The sequence below is a fragment of the Variovorax sp. J31P207 genome (assembly GCF_030316965.1).
GTDB classification, from domain to species: Bacteria; Pseudomonadota; Gammaproteobacteria; order Burkholderiales; family Burkholderiaceae_C; genus Variovorax; species Variovorax ginsengisoli_B.
Genome location: NZ_JASZYN010000003.1, coordinates 154,021 through 174,974 on the forward strand (window position 1 = coordinate 154,021; position 20,954 = coordinate 174,974).

At 68.4% G+C, this 20,954-nt stretch carries 27 protein-coding genes; 9 read left to right on the forward strand and 18 right to left on the reverse strand.

Annotated features, from left to right (window positions below; all coding sequences use genetic code 11):
• Positions 1-2 precede the first annotated feature (2 nt).
• The 12 genes from QTI68_RS11810 to hpaR all read right to left on the reverse strand — a co-directional run bounded on the left by QTI68_RS11810 (position 3) and on the right by hpaR (position 10,301).
• A complete protein-coding gene (locus tag QTI68_RS11810; RefSeq protein WP_286521735.1) occupies positions 3-980 on the reverse strand; it encodes a 2-dehydropantoate 2-reductase in 978 nt (325 codons plus the stop codon).
• A 144-nt stretch (positions 981-1,124) separates the two neighbouring features.
• On the reverse strand, positions 1,125-1,916 hold the full coding sequence (locus QTI68_RS11815) for a class II aldolase/adducin family protein (protein ID WP_286521736.1): 792 nt from the start codon (positions 1,914-1,916) through the stop codon (positions 1,125-1,127).
• Positions 1,917-1,935: 19 nt separating this feature from the next.
• Positions 1,936-2,934, reverse strand: a complete 999-nt coding sequence (locus tag QTI68_RS11820; protein ID WP_286521737.1) for a Bug family tripartite tricarboxylate transporter substrate binding protein — start codon at positions 2,932-2,934, stop codon at positions 1,936-1,938.
• 117 nt (positions 2,935-3,051) lie between these two features.
• Positions 3,052-3,861: an aldolase/citrate lyase family protein gene (locus QTI68_RS11825; RefSeq protein WP_286521738.1), complete on the reverse strand. Its 810-nt coding sequence runs from the start codon at positions 3,859-3,861 to the stop codon at positions 3,052-3,054.
• Positions 3,862-3,873: 12 nt separating this feature from the next.
• The gene (gene hpaH / locus QTI68_RS11830) at positions 3,874-4,677 is read right to left on the reverse strand and encodes a 2-oxo-hept-4-ene-1,7-dioate hydratase (RefSeq protein WP_286521739.1); all 804 of its coding nucleotides are present in this window, start codon (positions 4,675-4,677) and stop codon (positions 3,874-3,876) included.
• A 3-nt stretch (positions 4,678-4,680) separates the two neighbouring features.
• Positions 4,681-5,088, reverse strand: a complete 408-nt coding sequence (locus QTI68_RS11835) for a 5-carboxymethyl-2-hydroxymuconate Delta-isomerase (RefSeq protein ID WP_286521740.1) — start codon at positions 5,086-5,088, stop codon at positions 4,681-4,683.
• Between the two features lie 7 nt (positions 5,089-5,095).
• Complete coding sequence (gene hpaD, locus QTI68_RS11840; protein ID WP_286521741.1) at positions 5,096-6,019, reverse strand: 3,4-dihydroxyphenylacetate 2,3-dioxygenase; 924 nt, start codon at positions 6,017-6,019, stop codon at positions 5,096-5,098.
• Positions 6,020-6,021: 2 nt separating this feature from the next.
• Positions 6,022-7,479, reverse strand: coding sequence for a 5-carboxymethyl-2-hydroxymuconate semialdehyde dehydrogenase (hpaE, locus tag QTI68_RS11845; protein WP_286521742.1), 1,458 nt, complete (start codon positions 7,477-7,479; stop codon positions 6,022-6,024).
• Between the two features lie 17 nt (positions 7,480-7,496).
• Positions 7,497-8,474 carry a Bug family tripartite tricarboxylate transporter substrate binding protein gene (locus QTI68_RS11850; protein WP_286521743.1) on the reverse strand — a complete coding sequence of 326 codons (978 nt, stop codon included), beginning with the start codon at positions 8,472-8,474 and terminating at the stop codon, positions 7,497-7,499.
• 23 nt (positions 8,475-8,497) lie between these two features.
• Positions 8,498-9,250: a fumarylacetoacetate hydrolase family protein gene (locus QTI68_RS11855; protein ID WP_286521744.1), complete on the reverse strand. Its 753-nt coding sequence runs from the start codon at positions 9,248-9,250 to the stop codon at positions 8,498-8,500.
• Positions 9,247-9,870, reverse strand: coding sequence for a fumarylacetoacetate hydrolase family protein (locus QTI68_RS11860; protein ID WP_286521745.1), 624 nt, complete (start codon positions 9,868-9,870; stop codon positions 9,247-9,249). The genes QTI68_RS11855 and QTI68_RS11860 overlap by 4 nt, the downstream gene beginning before the upstream one ends.
• A complete protein-coding gene (gene hpaR / locus QTI68_RS11865) occupies positions 9,867-10,301 on the reverse strand; it encodes a homoprotocatechuate degradation operon regulator HpaR (RefSeq protein WP_286521746.1) in 435 nt (144 codons plus the stop codon). The genes QTI68_RS11860 and hpaR overlap by 4 nt, the downstream gene beginning before the upstream one ends.
• A 144-nt stretch (positions 10,302-10,445) precedes the next feature.
• Between hpaR and QTI68_RS11870 the strand changes: the two genes are divergently transcribed.
• The 3 genes from QTI68_RS11870 (at position 10,446) to QTI68_RS11880 (ending at position 11,996) form a co-directional block, all read left to right on the forward strand.
• Positions 10,446-10,922, forward strand: coding sequence for a helix-turn-helix domain-containing protein (locus QTI68_RS11870; protein ID WP_286521747.1), 477 nt, complete (start codon positions 10,446-10,448; stop codon positions 10,920-10,922).
• Positions 10,915-11,619, forward strand: coding sequence for a nucleotidyl transferase AbiEii/AbiGii toxin family protein (locus tag QTI68_RS11875; RefSeq protein WP_286521748.1), 705 nt, complete (start codon positions 10,915-10,917; stop codon positions 11,617-11,619). The genes QTI68_RS11870 and QTI68_RS11875 overlap by 8 nt, the downstream gene beginning before the upstream one ends.
• Positions 11,620-11,747: 128 nt before the next feature.
• The gene (locus tag QTI68_RS11880) at positions 11,748-11,996 is read left to right on the forward strand and encodes a hypothetical protein (protein WP_286521749.1); all 249 of its coding nucleotides are present in this window, start codon (positions 11,748-11,750) and stop codon (positions 11,994-11,996) included.
• 7 nt (positions 11,997-12,003) lie between these two features.
• Here the strand turns inward: QTI68_RS11880 and QTI68_RS11885 are convergent, their stop codons facing one another.
• Entirely contained in the window at positions 12,004-12,816 is an 813-nt protein-coding gene (locus QTI68_RS11885; protein WP_286521750.1) for a class I SAM-dependent methyltransferase, read from the reverse strand.
• Between the two features lie 183 nt (positions 12,817-12,999).
• On the opposite strand from QTI68_RS11885, the gene QTI68_RS11890 reads away from it, so the two are divergent.
• Positions 13,000-14,232, forward strand: a complete 1,233-nt coding sequence (locus QTI68_RS11890; RefSeq protein WP_286521751.1) for an MFS transporter — start codon at positions 13,000-13,002, stop codon at positions 14,230-14,232.
• Positions 14,233-14,254: 22 nt separating this feature from the next.
• On the opposite strand, the gene QTI68_RS11895 is transcribed toward QTI68_RS11890, so the two are convergent.
• Positions 14,255-14,650 (reverse strand): MAPEG family protein, encoded by a 396-nt coding sequence (locus QTI68_RS11895; RefSeq protein WP_286521752.1) that lies wholly within the window; start codon positions 14,648-14,650, stop codon positions 14,255-14,257.
• A gap of 72 nt (positions 14,651-14,722) precedes the next feature.
• Between QTI68_RS11895 and radA the strand changes: the two genes are divergently transcribed.
• The gene (gene radA / locus QTI68_RS11900; RefSeq protein ID WP_286521753.1) at positions 14,723-16,114 is read left to right on the forward strand and encodes a DNA repair protein RadA; all 1,392 of its coding nucleotides are present in this window, start codon (positions 14,723-14,725) and stop codon (positions 16,112-16,114) included.
• Positions 16,115-16,132: 18 nt separating this feature from the next.
• Here the strand turns inward: radA and QTI68_RS11905 are convergent, their stop codons facing one another.
• Together QTI68_RS11905 and QTI68_RS11910 are read right to left on the reverse strand one after the other, a co-directional pair.
• Positions 16,133-17,038, reverse strand: a complete 906-nt coding sequence (locus QTI68_RS11905) for a LysR family transcriptional regulator (protein ID WP_286521754.1) — start codon at positions 17,036-17,038, stop codon at positions 16,133-16,135.
• An 81-nt stretch (positions 17,039-17,119) separates the two neighbouring features.
• Positions 17,120-17,884 (reverse strand): SDR family oxidoreductase, encoded by a 765-nt coding sequence (locus QTI68_RS11910; protein ID WP_286521755.1) that lies wholly within the window; start codon positions 17,882-17,884, stop codon positions 17,120-17,122.
• 193 nt (positions 17,885-18,077) lie between these two features.
• Here QTI68_RS11910 and QTI68_RS11915 point away from each other — a divergent pair, with 193 nt between their 5' ends.
• From QTI68_RS11915 to QTI68_RS11925, 3 genes are all read left to right on the forward strand, one after another.
• Complete coding sequence (locus QTI68_RS11915) at positions 18,078-18,329, forward strand: type II toxin-antitoxin system Phd/YefM family antitoxin (RefSeq protein ID WP_286521756.1); 252 nt, start codon at positions 18,078-18,080, stop codon at positions 18,327-18,329.
• A gap of 34 nt (positions 18,330-18,363) precedes the next feature.
• A complete protein-coding gene (locus tag QTI68_RS11920) occupies positions 18,364-18,681 on the forward strand; it encodes a type II toxin-antitoxin system RelE family toxin (RefSeq protein WP_286521757.1) in 318 nt (105 codons plus the stop codon).
• 110 nt (positions 18,682-18,791) lie between these two features.
• Complete coding sequence (locus QTI68_RS11925; RefSeq protein WP_286521758.1) at positions 18,792-19,238, forward strand: SRPBCC family protein; 447 nt, start codon at positions 18,792-18,794, stop codon at positions 19,236-19,238.
• Between the two features lie 20 nt (positions 19,239-19,258).
• On the opposite strand, the gene QTI68_RS11930 is transcribed toward QTI68_RS11925, so the two are convergent.
• Entirely contained in the window at positions 19,259-19,831 is a 573-nt protein-coding gene (locus QTI68_RS11930; RefSeq protein ID WP_286521759.1) for a GNAT family N-acetyltransferase, read from the reverse strand.
• On the reverse strand, positions 19,828-20,238 hold the full coding sequence (locus QTI68_RS11935) for an SRPBCC family protein (RefSeq protein ID WP_286521760.1): 411 nt from the start codon (positions 20,236-20,238) through the stop codon (positions 19,828-19,830). The genes QTI68_RS11930 and QTI68_RS11935 overlap by 4 nt, the downstream gene beginning before the upstream one ends.
• Positions 20,239-20,353: 115 nt before the next feature.
• On the opposite strand from QTI68_RS11935, the gene QTI68_RS11940 reads away from it, so the two are divergent.
• Complete coding sequence (locus QTI68_RS11940; protein WP_286521761.1) at positions 20,354-20,926, forward strand: TetR/AcrR family transcriptional regulator; 573 nt, start codon at positions 20,354-20,356, stop codon at positions 20,924-20,926.
• Positions 20,927-20,954: the final 28 nt, after the last annotated feature.

Genomic DNA, 20,954 nt, shown 5'->3' on the forward strand with positions numbered 1-20,954 from the left:
GCTCAGTACAGCCCGAGCTGCCGAGCCCGCAGCCGCGCCAGCCCCAGCAGCGCATCGGTGAACGGCGTCGCCACGCCGGCGCGTTCGCCGAGTTCGCGCACCGAGGACACCAGCGCGTCGAGCTCCACCGCGCGGCCGGCTTCCACGTCCTGCAGCATCGAGGTCTTGAAGGCGCCGAGCTTGCGCGTGACCGCGTGGCGATCCTCGGGCGTGTCGGCGATCGGCACGCCGATCCGGGCGCCGACCTCCTTGGCCTCCAGCATGATGGTGGAGATGAAGCCGCGCACCAGGTCGTCGCCCAGGATCAGGTCGGTGGTGGCGCCGGTCAGCAGGCTGATCGGGTTGACCGTCATGTTGCCCCACAGCTTGTACCAGACGTCCTTCTGGATCTGCGGCGAGAGCTTGGTGTCGATGCCCGCGCCGGCCAGCAGGTCGAGCAGCGCCCTGGCCCGCGGGGTCGCCTCGCCCGAGGGCTCGCCGATGATCAGGCCGTTGCCGAAGTGATGCCGCACCACGCCCGGCGCGTCGAGCGCGCAGCTGGCGTGCACCACGCAGCCGATCACGTGTCGGGCGGGAATCGCCGCATCGATCTTGCCGCCCGGGTCGACCGCCTCGAGCTGCGCACCGGCCAGCGGGCCGCCGAAGCCGCCCTGCAGGAACCACCACGGAACGCCGTTCATGGCCGTCAGCACGATGGTGTCGGGGCCCAGCAGCGGCGCGATCTGCTGCGCCACGGCCGGCAGCGAGGGCGCCTTCACCGCGACGATGACCAGGTCCTGGACGCCGAGCGCAGAGGGGTCCTCGCTGGCGTTGACCGGCACGCTCACGCGCGAGTCGCCGCTGGCCAGGGTGAGCCCGTCGCGCTTCAGGGCGTCCAGCGTGGCGCCGCGCGCCACCACGTTGATCGCCGATCCGGCCCGCGCCAGCTTGGCGCCGATCCAGCCGCCGATGGCGCCGGCGCCGTAGATACAAATTTTCATTTTCGGGAGATTCCTTTGCTCTTGGCTTGAGGCTCGCCCTGGCCCCTTCCAGGAACACCGCGGAACCGGCTTTGCCGGGCCGCTGGTGTTGCCCCCGGCAGGGGGTGGGCGGCTACACGAAGTGAGCCAACCTGGGGGGGAGCTCTATAGCTTGTAGCTGTCGTCGATGCGGTCGACCTGGCGCACCAGGGCGTCGAACACATCCTGGCCGGCGCCGTGCGCCGGGTTGAACTGCAGCGCATCGCGCGTGCAGCGCTCGGCGATGGCCTCGGAGACCGGGATCGGCGCGCCCATCGACAGCGTCGCCAGCTGGATCTCGCAGGCACGCTGCAAGGTCCAGAGGATCGCGAAGGTCTGGGGCAGCGTCTCGCCCCAGGCCAGCAAGCCATGGTTGCGCAGGATCACGGCCTTGCGCTCGCCGATGCTCTTCAGCAGCCGCGGACCTTCGTCGGCATGGATCGTGATGCCCTCGAACTCGTGGTACGCGACCATGCCGTGCAATTGAGCGGTATAGAAGTTGGTCTGCTGCAGGCCGCCCTGCAGGCAGGCCACCGCCACGCCCGCGGTGGTGTGCACGTGCATCACGCAGTGCGCGTCGGGCAGGCCGTCGTGGATCGCGGCATGCACCGTGAAGCCGGCCGGGTTCACCGCATGGGTGGAGCCGTCGAGCACCCGGCCCTGCAGGTCGATCTTGACCAGGTTGCTGGCCGTGACCTCGCTGTAGTGCAGGCCGAAGGGATTGATCAGGAACTGCTTCTCGCCACCGGTCACGCTGTCGGGCAGCCGCACCGTGATGTGGTTGTAGATCATCTCGGTCCAGCCCAGCATCGCGAACACGCGGTAGCAGGCGGCAAGCTGCAGCCGGGCGGCGCGCTCGTCGGGGTGGAGGGCGGGATGCACCAGCGCCGAAGGCGACGGGGTGGCGAGTGTGTTCATCTGCAGTTCCTTTTCATGGTCAGCCCTCTGCGGTGAAGCCGACCTGTTTCACGATGGGGGCCCACTTGGCCGTGTCTTTCTTGATCAGTTCCGTGAGTTCGCCCGGCGTCGAGGACATCGCCTCCAGGCCGAAGCCAGCCAGGCCGTCGATCACGTCCTTCTGGGCCAGCGCCTGCTTGAAGGCGGCATTGGCGCGCGCCACCACTTCGGGCGAGGCCTTGGCCGGCAGCAGGAAGGCGAACCATTCGCTGTGCGTCATGTCCTTGATGCCCTGCTCCTCGAAGGTCGGCACGTCGGGCGCGAAGCGGCTGCGCTTGGCGCCCGAGACGCCGAGGATGCGCACCTTGCCGGTCGGCAGGTGCTGCGTGATGTCGCCGATCGGGCCCGACACCGCCGCGATGTTGCCGCCCAGCAAGTCGAGCATCGCCGGCTGGGTGCCGCGGTAGGCCGCGTGCTTGAGCTCGACGCCCGCGCTCTTGCCCAGCAGCGCGCCGATGAAGTGCGGCGTCGAGCCGGCGGCCGGCGAGCCGAAATTGGCGCCTTCGGGATGGGTCTTGGCCCAGGCCAGGAACTCGGGCACGGTCTTGACCGACATCGGCACCGCCGGCCCGACCGCGAAGCCGAAGTCGAACACGCAGGCGATCGTCACCGGCGACAGGTCGACCAGCGGGTCGTACGGCAGCTTCTTGTAGATGTGCGGATAGATCGTGAGGATCGAGGTCGGCGTCTGCAGGATCGTGGCGCCGTCGGCCGGCTGGCTCTTGACGTAGGTGACCGCGATCTGGCCGCCCGCGCCGGTGCGGTTCTCGACCACCACGGCCTTCCCGTAGTCGGGCTGCAGCCGGGTCGCGACACGCCGGCAGGTGGTGTCGGAGGTGCCGCCGGCCGCGAAGCCGGTGATCAGGCGCGCGGTCTCGAAGGGAAAGGCCTGCGACTGGGCAAAGACGCTCTGGCCCAGGCCGGCCAGCAGCGCGGAGGCGCTGGTGGTCTGCAGCAGGTGGCGGCGGGTGATGGTCATCGGGATGTCTCCTCGGGTGGTCGATGCGTTGGAAAGGGCGTATTTTTCCCGCAACTCGTTGCGCCGCACACCCGCGTTTACCTCACGTATCGAGTACTGAAGTCATCACGCCGGGGATCAGTAGGTCCCGCCGCTGGCTGCCGGCTTGGCCGTGTTCTTGAAGCTCGCCGCCAGCGCGCTGGTGCTTCGCACCAGCAGGTTGGTGTCCAGCCCGACGGCGACGAAGGTCGCGCCCAGCGCCAGGTACTTGCGCGCCAGCGTCTCGTTGGGCGTGAGGATGCCCGCGGCCTTGCCGGCGCGCTGGATGCGGGCGATCGCGTCCTCGATCGCCGCCTGCACCTCGGGGTGGTCGGAGTCGCCCACGTGGCCCATCGACGCCGACAGGTCGGCCGGTCCGATGAAGACGCCGTCGACGCCGTCGACCGCCGCGATGGCTTCCAGGTTGGCCAGCGCCTCGCGCGATTCGGCCTGCACCAGCAGGCAGACGCGGTCGTTGGCTTCCTTGGCATAGGCGGGATAGCGGCCCCAGCGCGAGGCGCGCGCGCCGCCCATGCCGCGGATGCCCTCGGGCGCGTAGCGCATCGCGCGCACGATCGCGCGCGCCTGCTCGGGCGTGTCGACCATCGGCACCAGCAGGGTCTGCAGGCCGAGGTCGAGGTACTGCTTGATCAGCGCCGCGCCCGCATCGCCATGGCCCAGCGGCACGCGGGCGATCGCGTTGACGCCGGGATAGCCGGCGATCGCCTGTGCCTGCTGCAGGATGCTGGCCAGCCCGTTGGGCGAATGCTCGCCGTCGATCAGCAGCCAGTCGAAGCCGGCGCCGGCGCAGATCTCGGCGCTGTAGGCGTCGGCCAGGCCGAGCCAGAGGCCGATCTGGGCGCGCTTGTCGGCCAGGGCTTGCTTGAAGAGGTTGGCGGGTGTGGTCATGGTTGGGGTCTTTCAGACGAAGCGGAAGGAGATCGCGCCCAGGGGGCCGTAGTCCGCATGGAATGTATCGCCCGGCAGCGCGGTGGTCGGCCGCGTGAACGAGCCGCCGAGCACGATCTCGCCGGCCTCCAGGCATTCGTCCCAGGGCGCCAGCTTGTTGGCGAGCCAGGCGACGCCGGTGGCGGGATGGTTCAGCACCGCGGCCGCGACCCCGGATTCTTCGATGACGCCGTTCTTGTAGAGCAGCGCGCTGACCCAGCGCAGGTCGACCGCGTCCGGCTTCACCGGCCGCCCGCCGGTCACGATGCCGGCGTTGGCCGCGTTGTCGGCGATGGTGTCGAACACCTTGCGCATCTGCTTGGTGTGGCGGTCGAACTGCTCGATGCGTGCATCGATGATCTCGATCGCCGGCACCACGTAGTCGGTGGCGTCCAGCACGTCGAAGATCGTTACGTTCGGCCCCTTGAGCCGCTTGCCGAGCTTGAAGGCCAGCTCGACCTCGACCCGCGGCGCGATGAAGCGCGAGAACGGTATGTCGCCGCCCTGCTCGAAGAACATGTCGTCGAGCAGCGTGCCGTAGTCGGGCTCGTCGATCTGGCTCGACAGCTGCATGGCGCGCGAGGTCAGGCCGATCTTGTGGCCCTTGACGGTGCGGCCCTCGGCGATCTTGGCCTTGACCCATTCGCGCGAGATCGCGTAGCCGTCCTCGATCGTCATCTCCGGATGGCGCTTCGAGAAATGCTCGACCTGCACGCGCGTCTTCTCGCTCTCGTGGAGTTCGGCGGCCAGTTGCCGGATGAGTTCGGGTGCGAGCATGGTTCAGGCCTTGTTGAAGAGGGGATGCAGGTTGCTGTGCTTGCCGTCGTAGACCTGGCCGGGGCTCTCGTCGATCTGCAGCGTGATGCCGATGTGGCGTTGGTCGAAGACCGGCGCGAAGTGCGCCTTCGTCACGCCCAGCAGGGCGTCGCCAACGCGTTTGTGTACCGCGGCGCTTCGGCCCGCGCCCATTCGCAGGTTGAGGTAGACGAAGGCGTAGTCGGCCTTGCCGTCGGCCACCGCATGGTGCGCGGCCGGGTAGGCCAGCACGCGCGTGCCGCCGGTCGGATAGACCTGCCGGCCCTCGTCGTCGCGCTGTTCGAGCATGCAGTCGGCGAGCGAGCGGCAGAGCGCCGACATGTCGGTCTCGCGCTCGATGTTGGGGGTGTAGAGAATGACCAGGTGCGGCATGGGGGCCTCAAAGGCGAGAGACGGCCTGGAAGCCCTCGGCGCTGGACGCCTGGGCCTTCGGAATGGCGCGGCCGTGCTGCGGCGTGACCGGGAGCACCACGTTGATCTGGCCGGTGCCCGAGGAACCGAAGTAGGGCGTCACGACCTCGGCCTTGCCGTCGTAGGCCGACCAGCCCAGGGCGCCGAGCACCATCGCCGTGTCGTGCATGAAGCCCTCGCCATGGCCCTTGACGGCGTACTCGGGCAGCATGCTGCAGAACTCGTTCCATTCGCCGTTCTCCCACATCCGCACCACGTCGTGGTCCATGCGCTCGAGCAGCGGGCTCCAGATGCGGTCGGCGAACTGCGCCGCCAGCCCGTTCTGCGCGAAGCGATGCGACATCGATCCGCTGGCGAAGAAGGCGACCGTGCCGTCGTAGTGATCCTCCACCGCGCGCCGCATGGCCCAGCCCAGGCGGGCGCTGTCGTTCAGGTAGTGGCTGGTGCACAGTGCCGAGACGCAGATCGTCTTGAAGTGCAGGTCCTCGTTCATGTAGCGCATCGGGACCAGCGTGCCGTATTCGGGCCCGAGCGTGGTGGCGTCGTGCGCCAGCGTCTCCACGCCCCATTCGTTGCAGGCCTGCGCCAGCAGCTTGCCGAGGGTCGGGTTGCCCGGCACCTCGTAGGGCATGTTGCTGATGAAGTGCGGCAGCTCGTTGCTGGTGTAGACGCCCTTGAAATGCGGCGCGCAGTTCAGGTGGTAGCTGGCATTGACCAGCCAGTGGGTGTCGAACACCACGATGGTGTCCACGCCCAGTTCGCGGCAGCGGCGGCCGATTTCCTTCAAGCCGTCGATGGCGGCCTGCCGGCTGCCCTTGCGCGGGCCGTCGAGCTCGCTGAGGTACAGCGAGGGCACGTGCGTGATCTTGGCGGCGAGTGCGAGCTTGCCCATGGTCAGACGCCCCAATGGGGGATGTGATGCGATCCGAGCGAGACCGCGATGTTCTTCGGCTCGCAGAACACTTCGTAGCTCCAGGTGCCGCCCTCGCGACCGGTGCCCGAGGCCTTGGTGCCGCCGAAGGGCTGGCGCAGGTCGCGCACGTTCTGGCTGTTGACGAAGCACATGCCGGCCTCGACCGCCGCAGCGACCCGGTGCGCGCGGCCGATGTTCTCGGTCCACACGTAGCTCGACAGGCCGTAGGCGATGTCGTTGGCCAGCCGGATCGCATCCGCCTCGTCCTTGAACGGGATCAGGCAGGCGACCGGTCCGAAGATCTCGTCCTGCGCGATCTTCATGCGGTTGTCGACATCGGCGAACACCGTCGGCAGCACGTAGTTGCCCTTCTTCACGCGATCGGGAAGCTCCGGCGCGCCGAGTCCGCCGCACAGCAGGGTCGCGCCTTCCTTCGGGCCCAGCTCGATGTAGCTGCGCACCTTGGCCAGATGCGCCTGCGAGATCATCGGCCCGACGATGGTCTTCTCGTCCAGCGGGTCGCCGACCGTGATGCGCTTCGCCCGCTCGGCGAACCTGGCCGCGAAGTCGGCATAGATCGACTGCTGCACCAGGATGCGCGAGCCCGCGGTGCAGCGCTCGCCGTTGTTGCTGAAGATCATGAACACGGCGGCATCGAGCGCGCGGTCGAGGTCGGCGTCGTCGAAGATCACGAACGGGCTCTTGCCGCCAAGCTCCATGCTGAACTTCTTCAGGCCGGCGCTCTTCACGATGCGGTTGCCGGTGGCGGTCGATCCGGTGAACGAGATCGCGCGCACGTCGGGGTGCGCCACCAGCGGCTCGCCGGCTTCCTTGCCGTAGCCGTGCACCAGGTTCAGCACGCCGGCCGGGATGCCCGCCTCGAGCGCCAGCTCGCCCAGGCGCGCGGCCGTCAGCGGCGACAGCTCGCTCATCTTCAGCACCGCGGTATTGCCGAAGGCCAGGCAGGGCGCGACCTTCCAGGTGGCGGTCATGAAGGGCACGTTCCACGGCGAGATCAGCGCGCACACGCCCACCGGATGGAACAGCGTGTAGTTCAGGTGCGTGGGCGTCGGGTAGGTGTGGCCGTCGACCCGCGTGCACATCTCGGCGAAGTAATAGAAGTTGTCGGCCGCGCGCGGCACCAGCTGCTTGCCGGTCTGGGCGATGACCTGGCCGCAGTCGTTGGTCTCGGTCTTCGCGATCTCGGGCACGTTCTTGGCGATCAGGTCGCCGAGCTTGCGGATCAGCTTGGCGCGCTCGGGCGCGGGCAGGCCGGCCCACTTCGGGAAGGCTTCCTTGGCGGCGGCCACGGCCGCGTTCACTTCGGCTTCGCCGCCCGAGGCGACCTCGGCCAGCACTTCTTGCGTAGCCGGGTTGACGGTCTGGAAATAGTCGCGGCCGGCGACCGGCTTGCCGTTGATGAGGTGGTCGATCTGCATGGGAATGTCTTTCAGGGTCAGTCGATTCGGATCTCGCGCGAAGCGATCAGCGCCTGCCACTTCTTGCGCTCCGATTGCACGTAGCGGTTCATGTCGGCGGCGTCGGTGGGGCGGGCTTCCCAGCCGGCGTCGAACAGCTTCTGGCGCACGGTGGGGTCGTTCATGGCCTTCAGCAGGTCGGTGCCGAGCTTCAGCTGGATGTCCTTCGGTGTCGCGGCCGGTGCCACCAGGCCTTGCCAGGTGTAGGCCTCGACCTCGGCGAAGCCGAGTTCCTTCGCGGTCGGCACCTGCGGCAGCTGCGGCACCCGCTCGCCCGACATCGCGAGCAGCGGCACCACCTTGCCGGCCTTGACGGCGCTGATGCCGCTCGGCAGGTCGAGCATCATCAACGGCACCTGGCCGCCCATCAGATCTTGCAGCGCCGGGGCGCCGCCCTTGTAGGGCACGTGCAGCAACGAGACGCCCGCCTCGCGCTGGAACAGTTCGAGCGCCAGGTGGTGCGGGCTGCCGGCGCCGGGCGTCGCGATGCTGTACTTGCCCGGCGCCTTCTTGAGCGCGGCGATCAGCGCCTTGGCGTCGGCGAAGCCCGCGCCCGGCGCGGCCGTGATGATGAGCGGCGAGCGCCCCATCATGCCGAGCGCGACGAAGTCCTTCTCGCTGTCGTAGGGCAGCTTCTTGTAGAGGACCGGGTTGTAGACCAGCACGCCGTTGTCGGCCGAGAACACGGTGTAGCCGTCGCCGGGCGAGCGCGCCACGTTCTCGGAAGCGATGATGGCGGCGGCGCCGGGGCGGTTGTCGACCAGCACCGGCTGGCCGATCTGCTGCGACAGCTGGGCGCCGGCGGTGCGCGCCAGGAAGTCGGTGCCGCCGCCGGCCGGATAGCCGACCACCCAGCGGACCGGCTTGGCCGGATAGCCTTGCGCCGGCGCGTCGAGCGCCACCACCGATGCGGCCAGCGCGACCATCGCGGTCGCGAGCTTGATCATCTTCTTCATCTTGTCTCCGTTTGCTGTGCCGCTCAGGCCGCGGCGATGGTGTTGACCAGCGCGCCGATCTGCGCGATCTCGGTCACGATGACGTCGCCCGGGCGGCAGTCGACCACGCCATCGGGCGTGCCGGTCAGGATCAGGTCGCCGGGCTGCAGGGTCATGAAAGCGCTGAAGTACTCGATCAGGAAGGGTGCGTCGAAGATCATGTCCTTGGTGTTGCCCGACTGCGTGAGCTTGCCGTTGACCGTGGTGCTGAGCGCCAGCGCCATCGGGTCGGCGACGTCCTTGGCGTCGACCAGCCAGGGGCCGATCGGCGTGCAGGTGTCGCGGTTCTTCACGCGCAGGTTGGGGCGGTACCAGTTCTCGAGGTAGTCGCGGATCGCGTAGTCGTTGGCCACCGTGTAGCCGCCGATGAAGTCGTAGGCGTCGTCGCGCCGGACCTTCTTCGCGGTCTTGCCGACCACGATCACCAGCTCGCATTCGTAGTGCATGAACTGCACCTCCGACGGCCGGTAGGTGAGCTGGCGGTGGCCGGTGAGCGTGCTCTCGCCCTTGACGAAGACCAGCGGCTCCTCGGGCGCCTTGAACTCCAGCTCCTTGGCGTGGTCGGCGTAGTTGAGGCCCAGCGCGAGGATGGTGCGCGGGCGCGGCACGGGCTTGAGCGGCGGCAGCCATGACACGGCATCGGCCTCGACCTGGCGGCCATCGGCCAGCCGCAGGCGGCCGCCGTCTTCCACGGCGTCATGCACCGCGTTCTCGAACAAGATGCGCGCGTGCTTCATGCCTGCTCCTTCACGAGGGTGTTGGCCAGGGTCTCGAAGCCCGGCGCGCTGATCTCGATGCGGTCGCCGGGGCGTGCCAGCGGACGGCCGGCGTCGCAGCCGAGCATCAGCACCTCGCCGTGGGCGAGCGTCATGAACTCGCCGACATCGGCCAGCAGCTGCTCGGCGCTGCGCACCGTCTGCGAGAAGTCGATCGACTGCTTCAGCTCGCCGTTGATGCGCACCTCGAGCCTGAACTGCGCCGGGTCGGCCACCTCCTGCGCATCGCGCATCGCCGCGCCGATGCCCAGGAAGCCGTCGACGCACTTGAACTTGACCGGCGGGCGGAAGAAGCTCGCATGCGGGATCGACAGGTCGTTCATCAGCACGAAGCCTTCGACGTCGTTGTCGACGCCGATCACCATCGCGACCGTGGCGCCGACCTCGACCGCATCGACCTGCGCCGGCACGGTGATCGCGCTGCCGTGCGGGCTCCAGGTGTTGGCGGTCTTGACGTAGAGCACGGGGGCCTTCGGTGGGGCCTTGTAGGGCGGCTGGTTCATCTGCGGCGCGAGTGCGTCGAACTCCGCGCGGAAGTTCAGCAGCACGCCGTAGACGGTGCCGGATGGCAAATAGCTCATGGTTGTTCCAATGCAATCAATTCGTCGAGGAGCTCGTAGAGCTGGGCCAGCTTCTTCTTGCCCATCGCCTCTTCCATCCACGCGTAATGCGCCTCGATGCTGGTCGAGAGCTGCGTCACGAGCTGGTGGCCGCGGGCCGTGGCCTCGACCACGGTACGGCGCTGGTCCTCGGGGTCGCGGCTGCGCGCGATGAGGCCGTCGCGCTCCATGCGCGCCAGCACGCCGGTCAGGCTCGGTCCGAGGATGAAGGCCTCGCGCGCCACCCGGCCGGTCTCGACCGCGCCGTGTTCGCCCAGCACCCGCAGCACGCGCCACTGCTGGTCGGACAGCGCATGCTCGCGCAGGCTCGGCCGCGTGTGGCCCATGACCGCCTCGCGCGCCTGCAGCAGCAGGCGCGGCAGGTTGCGGTGGGAGAAGGCGGTGCTGCGCATGTCCATGTTGGAGTGGATTATTTAATATATTAAATAGTTGGGTCAAGCGCGCTGAGCTAGGGGTAAACCCGCTGGGCTGCGATGCAAGAAAAACGTTTCGTATTCTTGACAAAACATAGAATTTGCCAAAAATGAGAAACACTTATGCCTGCTCACGGTCCGGAACTCACCCCTCGATCCGCCGCCGACCTCGCCGCCATCGCCGCCGCCGTACGCCACCGGCGCAAGGATCTGAAAGTCAGCGCGGTGGCCGCAGCCGAGGCCGCCGGGTTGTCGCGCGTGACGCTGCACCGCATCGAGAAGGGCGAGTCCGCGGTCACCATCGGTGCCTACCTCCGGGTGCTGGCGGCGCTCGGCCTCCAACTGACGGCGGGGCTGCCGCAGCAGTCCGCCGAAGCGCATCGCCCGGGCTGGCTGCCCGCGCGCATCCGCATTGCCGACTACCCCTGGCTCCGGCAACTCGCGTGGCAGGTCCACGGTCCGCAGGAGCTCACGCCGCGCGAAGCTCTGGGCATCTACGAACGCAACTGGCGCCACCTGGACCCGGCAGCGCTGTCCGCCGACGAGAGGGATCTGGTCGAGTCTTTGCGATCGGCGCTCGGGAGTCATCCCATTGTTTGAACGACCGCACCATCGCCGCATTGGACGGGTGCTCCAGACGCTCGACGGGTCGCTGCTGCGCCAACGGGGCTGCCTGTTCGGCGGTGGCACTGCGATCGCGCTGCGTTTCGGCGAGTACCGCGAATCGCTGGACATCGATTTCCTGGTGTCGGACCTGGCGGCGTACCGCGAGCTGCGACAAGCCATGACTGGCGTTAACGGATGGAAGGCCATCACGCGGGCCGATGCGACTTCGGACGTACAGCCCGGCGAGTTGCGCGCCGATCAATACGGCATCCGCACCCGTCTGCTGGTCGAGGGCCAGCCGATCAAGTTCGAGGTCGTGTTCGAGGCCCGAATCGCACTGGAGCGACCCGGCCGGGCCGACGAATTGTGCGGCGTGCCCACGCTCACGTCGCTGGACATGGGCGCCACCAAGCTGCTCGCCAACTCCGACCGCTGGGCCGACGATGGCGTATTCAGCCGCGACCTGATCGACCTCGCGATGATGAAGCCCGCCTTGCCGCTGCTGCGCCGCGCGGTCGCAAAGGCCGAGGGCGCTTACGGCGATGCGATCCGCCGCGACCTGCAGCGCGCGATCGACCGCATGGGTGAACGCGCTGGATGGCTGGAGCGGTGCGTGCAGGTCATGGGTCTGACCTGTACGCCGGCGCAAGTGTGGCAGCGCGTCCGGTCGTTGAGGCGGGTGCTGATCTAGGCGGCGCACGCGCCAAAACCTGACACGCGCTGTCGGCGCCTTGGCGACCTCCAGCGCGGCAAGCGCTGACGCATCCTCGCCCGGCCGCATGGAACCATCGGTCTTCACCACACAACCCGGAAGATCCAATGAAGAAGATGCTGTTCGCACTCGCCGCCTCCCTCGCCGTCCTGACCGCCAGCGCCCAGGTCGGCAAGGCCGCCTCGGAGGCGACCGACGCGGCCAAGCACAAGATCGACGAGAAGCGCGCGGACAGCGAGGCCGAGAAGAGCGGCCCGGTCGGCAAGGCGGTCAACAACGTCAAGTCGGGCTATCACAAGAACCGCTCGAAGGCCTCGGCCGACAAGGCCAAGCAGTCGCTGAAGAACGCCGGCTGACCGACCCTCAGGCGGGCGCCTGGCCCTTGACCGCCCAGGCCAGCGCCGCATAGGAGCGCGGGCCATCGGCCTCGCCGTCGAGGTAGGCCGACTCGACCGCCTCTCGCAGCCGGACGTGTTGCTCCGGGTCCAGCGTCGACAGGTACTCGGCAACCGGGCCGTCCCGGCCTTCGAAGGGCGTCCAGTAGTCCGCGAAGGACGCGAACTCCATGCGAATCGAGAGCGATGTCTCGGCGACGGATTTCAGCCCGGCCTCGCGCCATGCCTTGGCCAGTTCGCCGGGCCGCGTCATCGGCCGCGTGTAGCTGCTGGCGCGGCGTTCCCTCCCTGCCGGGTCCAGCGCGGCCGCGGTGTCGAAGAACATGCGGTTCGAGACGAAGCCGCCGCGCGCGTCCCACACCGCCGCTCCGACCACCGCCCCCGGCTTGGCGACCCGCCGCATCTCGGCAATCGCCTTGGCCGTGTCCGGAACGAAGTGCAGCACCAGCAGCGACAGCACGCGGTCGAAGTGCCGGTCCGGGTAGGGCAGCGCGCAGGCGTCGCCGACCTCGAAGACGATGCGCGGGTCCTGGTTGTGGCGCCGGGCATGGGCGATGTAGGGCTCGGCCAGGTCGATGCCCCGCACCTCGCCGGCGCCGGTGCGGCGGGTCACCGCGAAGGCCAGGTGGCCGGTGCCGCAGCCGACGTCGAGCACGCGCTCGCCATCGGCGCTGCCGACGAAATCCAGGAAGGGCAGTGCCAGCTGGCGGCTCCAGCGGCCCATGAGCTTTTCGTACGCATCGGCGTCGTTGGCGACGAAGGTGGATGAGGCGGAGGTCATCGGCGGTCCCCTTTCGCACCGCCGTGGGCGTTGCTGGCCGATGCTAGGGTGCCGTGGACCGCGACGTCAACGTGGCCGGCCGGCAGTGCCCCCAGCCCAGCAGACATCCGCCATCGGCGAGACAATGGCCGCGCCTTTGTCCGCCCGCGCGGGCCGGGGCCACCCACCCGAACCCCTCCGCGCATGCCATCCCCGTCCGCCGTTTCGCCTGCCTCGTCGTCCTCGTTCTCCCTGCGTCGCATCGCCGTCCCGGCCTTCGGGCCGTCGCTGCTGTTCGGCATCGGCGAGGGCGCCATCCTGCCGATCGTGCCGCTCACGGCGCGCGACCTGGGCGCCTCCGTCCCGATGGCGGCGCTGATGGTCGCGCTGATCGGCATCGGCTCGCTGCTCAACAACATCCCGGCCTCGCTCATCACGATGCGCTGGGGCGAGCGCTGGGCCATCGTCGCGGCTGGCGTCTGGAGCGCGCTCGGCATGGCGCTGTGCCTCGGCACCTCGCACCTGGTCCTGTTCGGGGCCGGCTGCTTCATGGTCGGCATGTCGCAGGCGATCTACAACCTGGCGCGCCAGAGCTACATGACCGAGGCCGTGCCCATCGCCTACCGTGCGCGCGCGCTGTCGACCTTGGGTGGCGTGATGCGCATCGGCATGTTCATCGGCCCCTTCCTGGCGGCAGCGGCGGTGCATGGCTTCGGCCTGCAGGCGGCCTATGTCGTCGGCATCGTCGGCGCCATGGGGGCGGCCATCGTCGGTGCGCGCATTCCGGATCTCGAGGCGCCGCCGCTGCCGCCCGGGCATGCGCCGGCGGCCGCGCCGACCATCGCCTCGACCCTGCGCGACCACAAGCACGTCTTCCTGACCCTCGGCATCGGCGTGGTGCTGATCAGCGCCGTGCGCGCATCGCGCCAGGCCGTGATCCCGCTGTGGGCCGACCACCTGGCGCTGGCGCCCTCGGTGGCCTCGCTGATCTACGGGCTGGCCGGCGGCATCGACATGCTGGTGTTCTACCCGGCCGGCAAGGTGATGGACCTGAAGGGCCGGGTCTGGGTGGCGGTGCCGTCGATGCTGATCATGGGGCTGGCGATGCTGCTGATGCCCCTGACCACCGGCGCCTTGACGCTGCTGTGCGCGGCGCTGGCCATCGGCTTCGGCAACGGCATCGGCTCGGGGATCATCATGACCGTCGGCGCCGACCACTCGCCACGCCACGGGCGCGCGCACTTCCTGGGCGTGTGGCGGCTGATGTCCGACATCGGCTCATCCTGCGGCCCGGCGCTGCTGTCCTTCCTGGCCGCCAGCCTGTCGCTGGCTTCGGGGATCGCGGTGGTCGGGCTGATGGCCCTGGCCGCGGCGGCGACGCTGGGCTACTGGATTCCGCGCCACGGGGACCGCGGCGGGCGGCGCAGGCAGGGCTGAGCCGCTGCCGGGCGGTTGCGGGTCAAAGCAGGCCCAGGACCATCATCGCCAGCCCCACGACGCTGACCACCCAGATCGCCGTGCGCAGATAGGTGATGCCGGCGCAGTAGACCGGCAGGTACAGCACCCGGGCCCAGAAGAAGATCTGCGCGCCCGTCGCCACCTTCGGACTGGTCGCGCCCGCCGCATGCGCCACCAGCGCGATGGCGGCGAACAGCACGAAGTTCTCGAGCATGTTGCGGGCCGCGCGCTCGGCACGCCCAGCGATCGGCGTGGCCGCGGGCAGGTTCTCGCGGTTGCCCAGCGCGAGCAGGGTGCCCGAAGGCGTCCAGCCCTTGACCCGGATGAGGCTGGCCACGAGCAGGGCGAGCCAGGTCAGGATGGCCATGTAGATCACGAGCGTCAGGGTCGGGGTCATGTCGGGCTCCTTGCAAGTCCGCCCGCATTGTCTGCCCGGAGCGCCCGCGACGCATCCCTACACTCACCCCCCATGGCCAAGGAAAAAACCCTCTTCGTCTGCAACGAATGCGGCGGCACCAGCCCCAAGTGGCTCGGCAAATGCCCGAGCTGCGGCGCCTGGAACACATTGATCGAACAGGTCGGCCCCGCCCCGGGCGCTCCGGCCAACAACCGCTTCGGCACCCAGTTCTCCTCGCTGGCCGGCTCGGCCGAACTCGCGACCCTGTCCGAGATCGAAGCCACCGACATCGCCCGCACGCCCACCGGCATCGACGAGCTCGACCGCGTGCTGGGCGGCGGCATCGTCGACGGCGGCGTGACCTTGATCGGCGGCGACCCCGGCATCGGCAAGTCGACCCTGCTGCTGCAGGCGGTCGACGCGCTGCAGCACGCCGGGCGCAACGCGCTCTACGTCACGGGCGAGGAGAGCGGCGCACAGGTGGCGCTGCGCTCGCGCCGGCTCGGCCTCGACCATTCGCAGGTGCAGGTGCTGGCCGAGATCCAGCTGGAGAAGATCATCGCCACGCTGGACGCGCACCGCCCGGCGATCGCGGTGATTGACTCGATCCAGACCGTCTACTCCGACCAGCTCACCTCGGCCCCGGGCTCGGTGGCGCAGGTGCGCGAATGCGCCGCGCACCTCACGCGCTTCGCCAAGGCCAGTGGCACCGCCATCGTGCTGGTGGGCCACGTCACCAAGGAGGGCGCGCTGGCCGGGCCGCGCGTGCTGGAGCACATGGTCGACACGGTGCTGTACTTCGAGGGCGACACGCATTCGAGCTTCCGGCTGGTGCGCGCCATCAAGAACCGCTTCGGCGCGGTCAACGAGATCGGCGTCTTCGCGATGACCGAGCGCGGCCTGAAGGGCGTGGCCAACCCGAGCGCGATCTTCCTGAGCCAGCACGCCGAGCCGGTGCCTGGCAGCGTCGTGCTGGTCACGCTGGAGGGAACCCGGCCGATGCTGGTCGAGATCCAGGCGCTGGTCGACAACGGCGGGCCGAGTCCGCGGCGGCTGTCGGTCGGCCTGGACCGCGACCGGCTGGCGATGCTGCTGGCGGTGCTGCACCGGCATGCGGGCGTGGCCTGCATGGACCAGGACGTGTTCGTCAACGCGGTCGGCGGGGTTCGCATCAGCGAACCCGCGGCCGACCTCGCCGTGATGCTCGCGATCACGTCCAGCCTGCGCGGCAAGCCGCTGCCCAAGGGCTTCATCGCCTTCGGCGAGGTGGGCCTGGCCGGCGAGGTCCGGCCGGCGCCGCGCGGACAGGAGCGCCTGCGCGAGGCGGCCAAGCTGGGCTTCAGCGTGGCGGTGGTGCCCAAGGCCAATGCGCCGCGCAAGGGCACGAAGGAGATCGAGGGCCTGACGATCCATGCGGTGGAGCGGATCGAAGAGGCGCTGGATATCGTGCGGCAGCTGCAGTAGGCGCCGCCCTGGCGGCCGTCAGCCGTCCGAATCCCAATACGGTGGATCCCCGAAAGCGGCCTTCAGCGCATCCGTCATGGCCCGCAGCTTGGCCGAGGGCGAGCGCCCTTCCGGATGCGCCACGTACAGGAACTCTTCCTCCGACGGCAGGCCGATGTCGATGGCCGCCAGCCTGCCGGCACGCAGCGACTCGCCGACGATGAAGGTGGGCAGCAGCGCGATGCCCAGGCCGGCCTCGCAGGCGTCGCGCATCATGTCGCCGTTGTTCACGCGCAGGGCGCGCGAGGCGCGCACCGACACCAGCTCGCCATCGCGGCGGAACTGCCAGTCGGCCGCGCCGCGGTTCGTATAGAAGACGCCGCGATGGCGCTGCAGGTCCTCGGCGCTCGATGGCCGGCCGTGCTGCGCCAGGTAGTCCGGCGAGGCGACCAGCGCGCGGCGGCTGCGGGCCAGCGTCCAGGCCACCAGGCGCGAATCGGTCAGGGGCCCGTTGCGGACCACGCCGTCGTAGCCGTCCGATGCGGCATCGACTCTCCGGTCGTCGAGTTCGAGCGTCAGCTCGACGCCCGGATGGGCCGCGATGAACGGATAGAGCGCCGGACCGAGATGCATGCGCCCGAAGGTGACCGGCGCGGAAATCCGGAGGGGCCCGACCAGCGTGCCGCGCCGCTGCGCCAGCTCGGCGGTGGCCTCCTCGATCTCGCGCATGATGGCCGAGGCCCGCGCCAGGAAGGTGGCGCCGTCTTCGGTGAGCGTGAGCTTGCGGGTCGAGCGATGCAGCAGCCGGACGCCGAGCTCTTTCTCAAGGTCGGCCAGGCGCTCGCTGACGACCGACTTGGAGAAGTTCAGTCGCCGCGATGCTTCGCTGATGGAGCCAGACTCCGCGACCGCCACGAAGGTGGCCATGCCATCCAGCTTCACCATGCCCAGGGTCCTTGTTGTGACGCACGGCAAGCACTTTAGTCTTTCCTGCTGGCCGGGCGCCAAGGAGCCGCATTCGCTGCTTCAGGTGCGGGTGATGGAGGCACCGCCGTCGACCAGCGATGCGGTGCCGGTGACGAAGGAAGAGTCGTCCGAGGCCAGGTACAGCACCGAGCGCGCCAGCTCCTCGGGCCGCGCGACGCGCTTGAGCGCGTGCAGGTTGGTGATGAAGGACTGCGACTCCTTGGTGTCGTTCATCGTGCGGTACATGTCGGTGTCGACCGCGCCCGGCAGGATCGCATTGACGCGAACGCCTTGCGGGCCGTACTCGGCGGCCAGCGCCTGGGTGAGACCGATCAGGCCCGCCTTGCTTGCCGCATAGGCGGCCACGCCGGGGAAGGCGAAGCTGTGGCCGACGAAGGTCGAGGTGAAGATCACCGACCCGCCGCCGTTCTCCAGCATCTGCGCGACCTGGTGCTTGGCGCCGAGGAAGGCGCCGGTCAGGTTGATCGCCAGGGTGTCGGTCCAGCCGGCTTCGCTGACGCCGGTGCTGGGACCGCCTTCGCCCAGGGTGCCGGCGTTGTTGAAGGCGACGTCGAGTCGGCCGTAGGTCGACACGGCCAGCGCGACCAGGGCGCGTGCGTAGTCTTCCGAGCGCACGTCGCCGGCGAGCGCGACGGCCTGTCCGCCGGCGGCGCGGATCTCGGCCACCAGCTGGTCGAGCTCGGCCGCCCGGCGTGCGCCGACGACCAGCCGGGCGCCTTCGGCCGCGAAGAGCTTGGCGGTGGCATGGCCGATGCCAGCGCTGGCGCCGGTGATGAGGGCGACTTTTCCTTCGAGACGGTTCATGGTGGATCCTTTGATTGGCGAGGTGGATTGAACAGATGTACGAAGTGTGGGGTCGGCGGATCGTTTGGGGTAGCCGTCGGATGGCGATGCTGGCTTTCGGGAAAACCGAACGTCAGACGTCGCGTCCCGAGCCCGCTGTGCTTGACCAAGGTCTTGTACGGAGCTATAAATAGCTCCAAATACGGAGCTATTTATGGAAGTGATCCTTGCCGATGTCGCCGTGAGCATGTCCGAGTTCAAGAAGAATCCGGCTGCGGTTCTCAGGGAGGCGAACAACCGTCCCGTGGCAGTGCTCAACCACAATCGCGCCGCGTTCTACATGGTCGAACCCCGTCTGTTCGAGGCCATGATGGAGGAGCTCGCCGACCAGGATCTGTACCGCAAGGCGATCAGCCGCTTGGCCGAGAAGTCGCGCGCCGTCGAGGTCGACATTGACGACCTCTGAGGGGAAGTCGAAGCACAAATACAAGCTTCGCTTCATGCCGGAGGCCCTGGACGAGTGGCGCAAGCTCGATGGCTCCGTTCAGGCGAACCTCAAGAAACTGCTCGCCAAGCGACTCGACAACCCCCATGTTCCTGGCGGAGAGTTGCACGGGCCGCTCGCCGGCTGCTACAAGATCAAGCTCCGACAGCAAGGGGTGCGCTTGGTCTATTCGGTCGAGGACGACCACTTGCTGGTGACCGTCGTGGCCGTCGACAAGCGAGAGGACGGTGTGGTTTATCAGTCCGCTGTCGCGCGCCTTTCTGTCGCGGCGTCTGCGCTGTCGAAGGCCCTGCGCGACAAGCTCAAGAGGTAGCCAGCCTGCCGTTTCGGGTTTTCCCGGGTCCTGCGCCATGTCGATTTTCCGCAGGCTCGTCCGACGTACCCATCGAGGGTCATCCTCTGCACATCCAGGAGAACGCAACCATGGCTACCAACACCGTCCGTCTGCACCGCGTGCTGCGCACCCCGCCCGAGCGGGTCTACCGCGCCTTCGTCGAACCCAAGGCTTTCGAGCGCTGGCTGCCGCCCTTCGGCTTCACCGGCGAAGTCCACAGCATGGAGCCCGTGGTCGGCGGCGCCTGGCGCATGTCTTTCACCACCTTTGGCAGCGGCCACAGCCACTCGTTCGGCGGCAAGTACCTCGAACTCGTGCCCGGCCAGCGCATCGCCTACGACGCGAGCTTCGACGACCCCAACCTGCCGGGCACCATGAAGACCACCGTGACCCTCACCGCCGTGTCCTGCGGCACTGACGTGGCGATCGTGCAGGAAGGCATCCCCGAGATGATTCCCGTCGAGATGTGCTACCTGGGCTGGCAGGAATCGCTCGTATCGCTGGCCCAGTTGGTCGAGCCGAACATTCCGAATTGAAGCGCCGGCATCCGGCAGCCTCAAGCCGGCTGGTTGCGCAGCCAGGTCTCGCGGCCGAGCCGGTACAGGCACATCCGCTTCAACTCGCCCTCCGGCAAGGCCGGATTGGGGTGGTCGAAATCCTCGTCGGCGTGGGTGGTCATGCCGACGCGCTCCATCAACGCGCGCGAGGGCAGGTTGACCAGCGGCGTGAACGACACGATCTCTTCGAGCCGAAGCTGCTCGAAGGCCACGTGCAGCGCCGCCTTGGCACCCTCGGTGGCGTAGCCCTTGCCCCAATGCGACCGGGCCAGGCGATAGCCGAGTTCCACGCACGGCATGAAGGGCAGGGCCCGGCGCGATATTGACAGGCCGATGAAGCCGATGAAACCCAAGGACTCGCGCGTCTCCACCGCCCAGTTGCCCCAGCCCCGGGCGTCGAAGCCGGCCTGCCAGCCGTCCAGCTCGCGATCGCTGGCCTCGCGCGTCATCACGCTGGCGAAGAAGCGCATGACCATCGGGTCCGCGTTCATCTCGGCGTACGGCTCGCGATCGGACTCCTTCCATTCGCGAAGCTGCAGCCGCTGGGTGGTGATCCGGATCGAGGCGGTCATGGGTGCTGCCGCTCGACCAGTTGCTTCAACGCGGCGAGGTCCCGGCGCACATGCGCGATGTCCGCCTCGAAGCTCTGCAGGGTGGCGTCCGCCGGCCGAATGACCACGAAACTCAGCAGGCTGCCGTCGCCGCAGGGCGTGACCCGGAACGCGTTGTGGACGCTGACGCCGTTCGGCAGCGTGACGTCATGGTCGAGCACGCCGAAGGCATTGACGGGCGCCATCGCCACCTTGACCTCGCCCATCGGCGAGTCGGCGAACCATTCGCCGCCGCGCTGAGCGATGCCCTTGGCCAGGCCGGATGCCCAGAGCGGCAGCTTGTCCATCTGGCGGGCGAAGGCGTAGACCACGTCGGCCGGGGCATCGACGGCCTGGCTGACGACCACCGCTTCGTTCGACATCGCCATGCGGTTCCTTTCGACGAATTCGGCGTCGATTGTGGCTCTGGCAGGCGGTGCCCATTGTTACCCTTTGAGTGAATAATCATTCACCAAAACGCCATAAAGCACTAAGATCGCCCCCGTGAAACCCAAGGACGAAGAAAAGCTCCGCGCCATCGCCGAGGCCACCTTCACGCTGGTCGAGCAGACCGGCCTGAGCGGCCTCACCATGGCGGCCATCGCGCGCGAGGCGGGCCTGGCCACGGGCACGCTGTACGTCTACTTCAAGTCGAAGGAAGATCTGATGGTCGCGCTCTACGAGCAGGCCAAGACCTCGACCACCGCCAGTCTCATGCACGGCGACGACCCGAAGGCGCCGTTTCGCAGCCGCTTCCAGCACATGTGGATGAACTGGCTCGAGCACCGCCTCACGCACTATGCGCAGGTCGTCTTCATCGAGCAGTACTACAACTCCCCCTGGTTCAGCGAAGAGAGCCGCAACCTCTCGGCTCGGCTCATCAAGGGCTGGATCGACCTGATCGAGGCCGCCAAGTCGCAGCAGATCCTGAAAGACGTGCCGACCGTGCTGCTCATCAACAGCTTCGGCGGCTCGGTGCGCGAGACCGCCAACCTGCTTCGCTCGGGCGCCCTCCAGCGCACCGAAGCCAACCTGGCGATGGCCTTCGGCCTCTGCTGGGACGGCATCAAAGCCTGAAACCTCTTGACCCGCCCCAGCTACAGGT

What these genes read in the sequence shown, in the direction of transcription:
- QTI68_RS11810 (WP_286521735.1), bottom strand. Translation starts at nt 980, where the DNA reads ATGAAAATTTGTATCTACGGCGCCGGCGCCATCGGCGGCTGGATCGGC.
- QTI68_RS11815 (WP_286521736.1), bottom strand. Translation starts at nt 1,916, where the DNA reads ATGAACACACTCGCCACCCCGTCGCCTTCGGCGCTGGTGCATCCCGCC.
- QTI68_RS11820 (WP_286521737.1), bottom strand. Translation starts at nt 2,934, where the DNA reads ATGACCATCACCCGCCGCCACCTGCTGCAGACCACCAGCGCCTCCGCG.
- QTI68_RS11825 (WP_286521738.1), bottom strand. Translation starts at nt 3,861, where the DNA reads ATGACCACACCCGCCAACCTCTTCAAGCAAGCCCTGGCCGACAAGCGC.
- hpaH (WP_286521739.1), bottom strand. Translation starts at nt 4,677, where the DNA reads ATGCTCGCACCCGAACTCATCCGGCAACTGGCCGCCGAACTCCACGAG.
- QTI68_RS11835 (WP_286521740.1), bottom strand. Translation starts at nt 5,088, where the DNA reads ATGCCGCACCTGGTCATTCTCTACACCCCCAACATCGAGCGCGAGACC.
- hpaD (WP_286521741.1), bottom strand. Translation starts at nt 6,019, where the DNA reads ATGGGCAAGCTCGCACTCGCCGCCAAGATCACGCACGTGCCCTCGCTG.
- hpaE (WP_286521742.1), bottom strand. Translation starts at nt 7,479, where the DNA reads ATGCAGATCGACCACCTCATCAACGGCAAGCCGGTCGCCGGCCGCGAC.
- QTI68_RS11850 (WP_286521743.1), bottom strand. Translation starts at nt 8,474, where the DNA reads ATGAAGAAGATGATCAAGCTCGCGACCGCGATGGTCGCGCTGGCCGCA.
- QTI68_RS11855 (WP_286521744.1), bottom strand. Translation starts at nt 9,250, where the DNA reads ATGAAGCACGCGCGCATCTTGTTCGAGAACGCGGTGCATGACGCCGTG.
- QTI68_RS11860 (WP_286521745.1), bottom strand. Translation starts at nt 9,870, where the DNA reads ATGAGCTATTTGCCATCCGGCACCGTCTACGGCGTGCTGCTGAACTTC.
- hpaR (WP_286521746.1), bottom strand. Translation starts at nt 10,301, where the DNA reads ATGCGCAGCACCGCCTTCTCCCACCGCAACCTGCCGCGCCTGCTGCTG.
- QTI68_RS11870 (WP_286521747.1), top strand. Translation starts at nt 10,446, where the DNA reads ATGCCTGCTCACGGTCCGGAACTCACCCCTCGATCCGCCGCCGACCTC.
- QTI68_RS11880 (WP_286521749.1), top strand. Translation starts at nt 11,748, where the DNA reads ATGAAGAAGATGCTGTTCGCACTCGCCGCCTCCCTCGCCGTCCTGACC.
- QTI68_RS11885 (WP_286521750.1), bottom strand. Translation starts at nt 12,816, where the DNA reads ATGACCTCCGCCTCATCCACCTTCGTCGCCAACGACGCCGATGCGTAC.
- QTI68_RS11890 (WP_286521751.1), top strand. Translation starts at nt 13,000, where the DNA reads ATGCCATCCCCGTCCGCCGTTTCGCCTGCCTCGTCGTCCTCGTTCTCC.
- QTI68_RS11895 (WP_286521752.1), bottom strand. Translation starts at nt 14,650, where the DNA reads ATGACCCCGACCCTGACGCTCGTGATCTACATGGCCATCCTGACCTGG.
- radA (WP_286521753.1), top strand. Translation starts at nt 14,723, where the DNA reads ATGGCCAAGGAAAAAACCCTCTTCGTCTGCAACGAATGCGGCGGCACC.
- QTI68_RS11905 (WP_286521754.1), bottom strand. Translation starts at nt 17,038, where the DNA reads ATGGTGAAGCTGGATGGCATGGCCACCTTCGTGGCGGTCGCGGAGTCT.
- QTI68_RS11910 (WP_286521755.1), bottom strand. Translation starts at nt 17,884, where the DNA reads ATGAACCGTCTCGAAGGAAAAGTCGCCCTCATCACCGGCGCCAGCGCT.
- QTI68_RS11915 (WP_286521756.1), top strand. Translation starts at nt 18,078, where the DNA reads ATGGAAGTGATCCTTGCCGATGTCGCCGTGAGCATGTCCGAGTTCAAG.
- QTI68_RS11920 (WP_286521757.1), top strand. Translation starts at nt 18,364, where the DNA reads ATGCCGGAGGCCCTGGACGAGTGGCGCAAGCTCGATGGCTCCGTTCAG.
- QTI68_RS11925 (WP_286521758.1), top strand. Translation starts at nt 18,792, where the DNA reads ATGGCTACCAACACCGTCCGTCTGCACCGCGTGCTGCGCACCCCGCCC.
- QTI68_RS11930 (WP_286521759.1), bottom strand. Translation starts at nt 19,831, where the DNA reads ATGACCGCCTCGATCCGGATCACCACCCAGCGGCTGCAGCTTCGCGAA.
- QTI68_RS11935 (WP_286521760.1), bottom strand. Translation starts at nt 20,238, where the DNA reads ATGGCGATGTCGAACGAAGCGGTGGTCGTCAGCCAGGCCGTCGATGCC.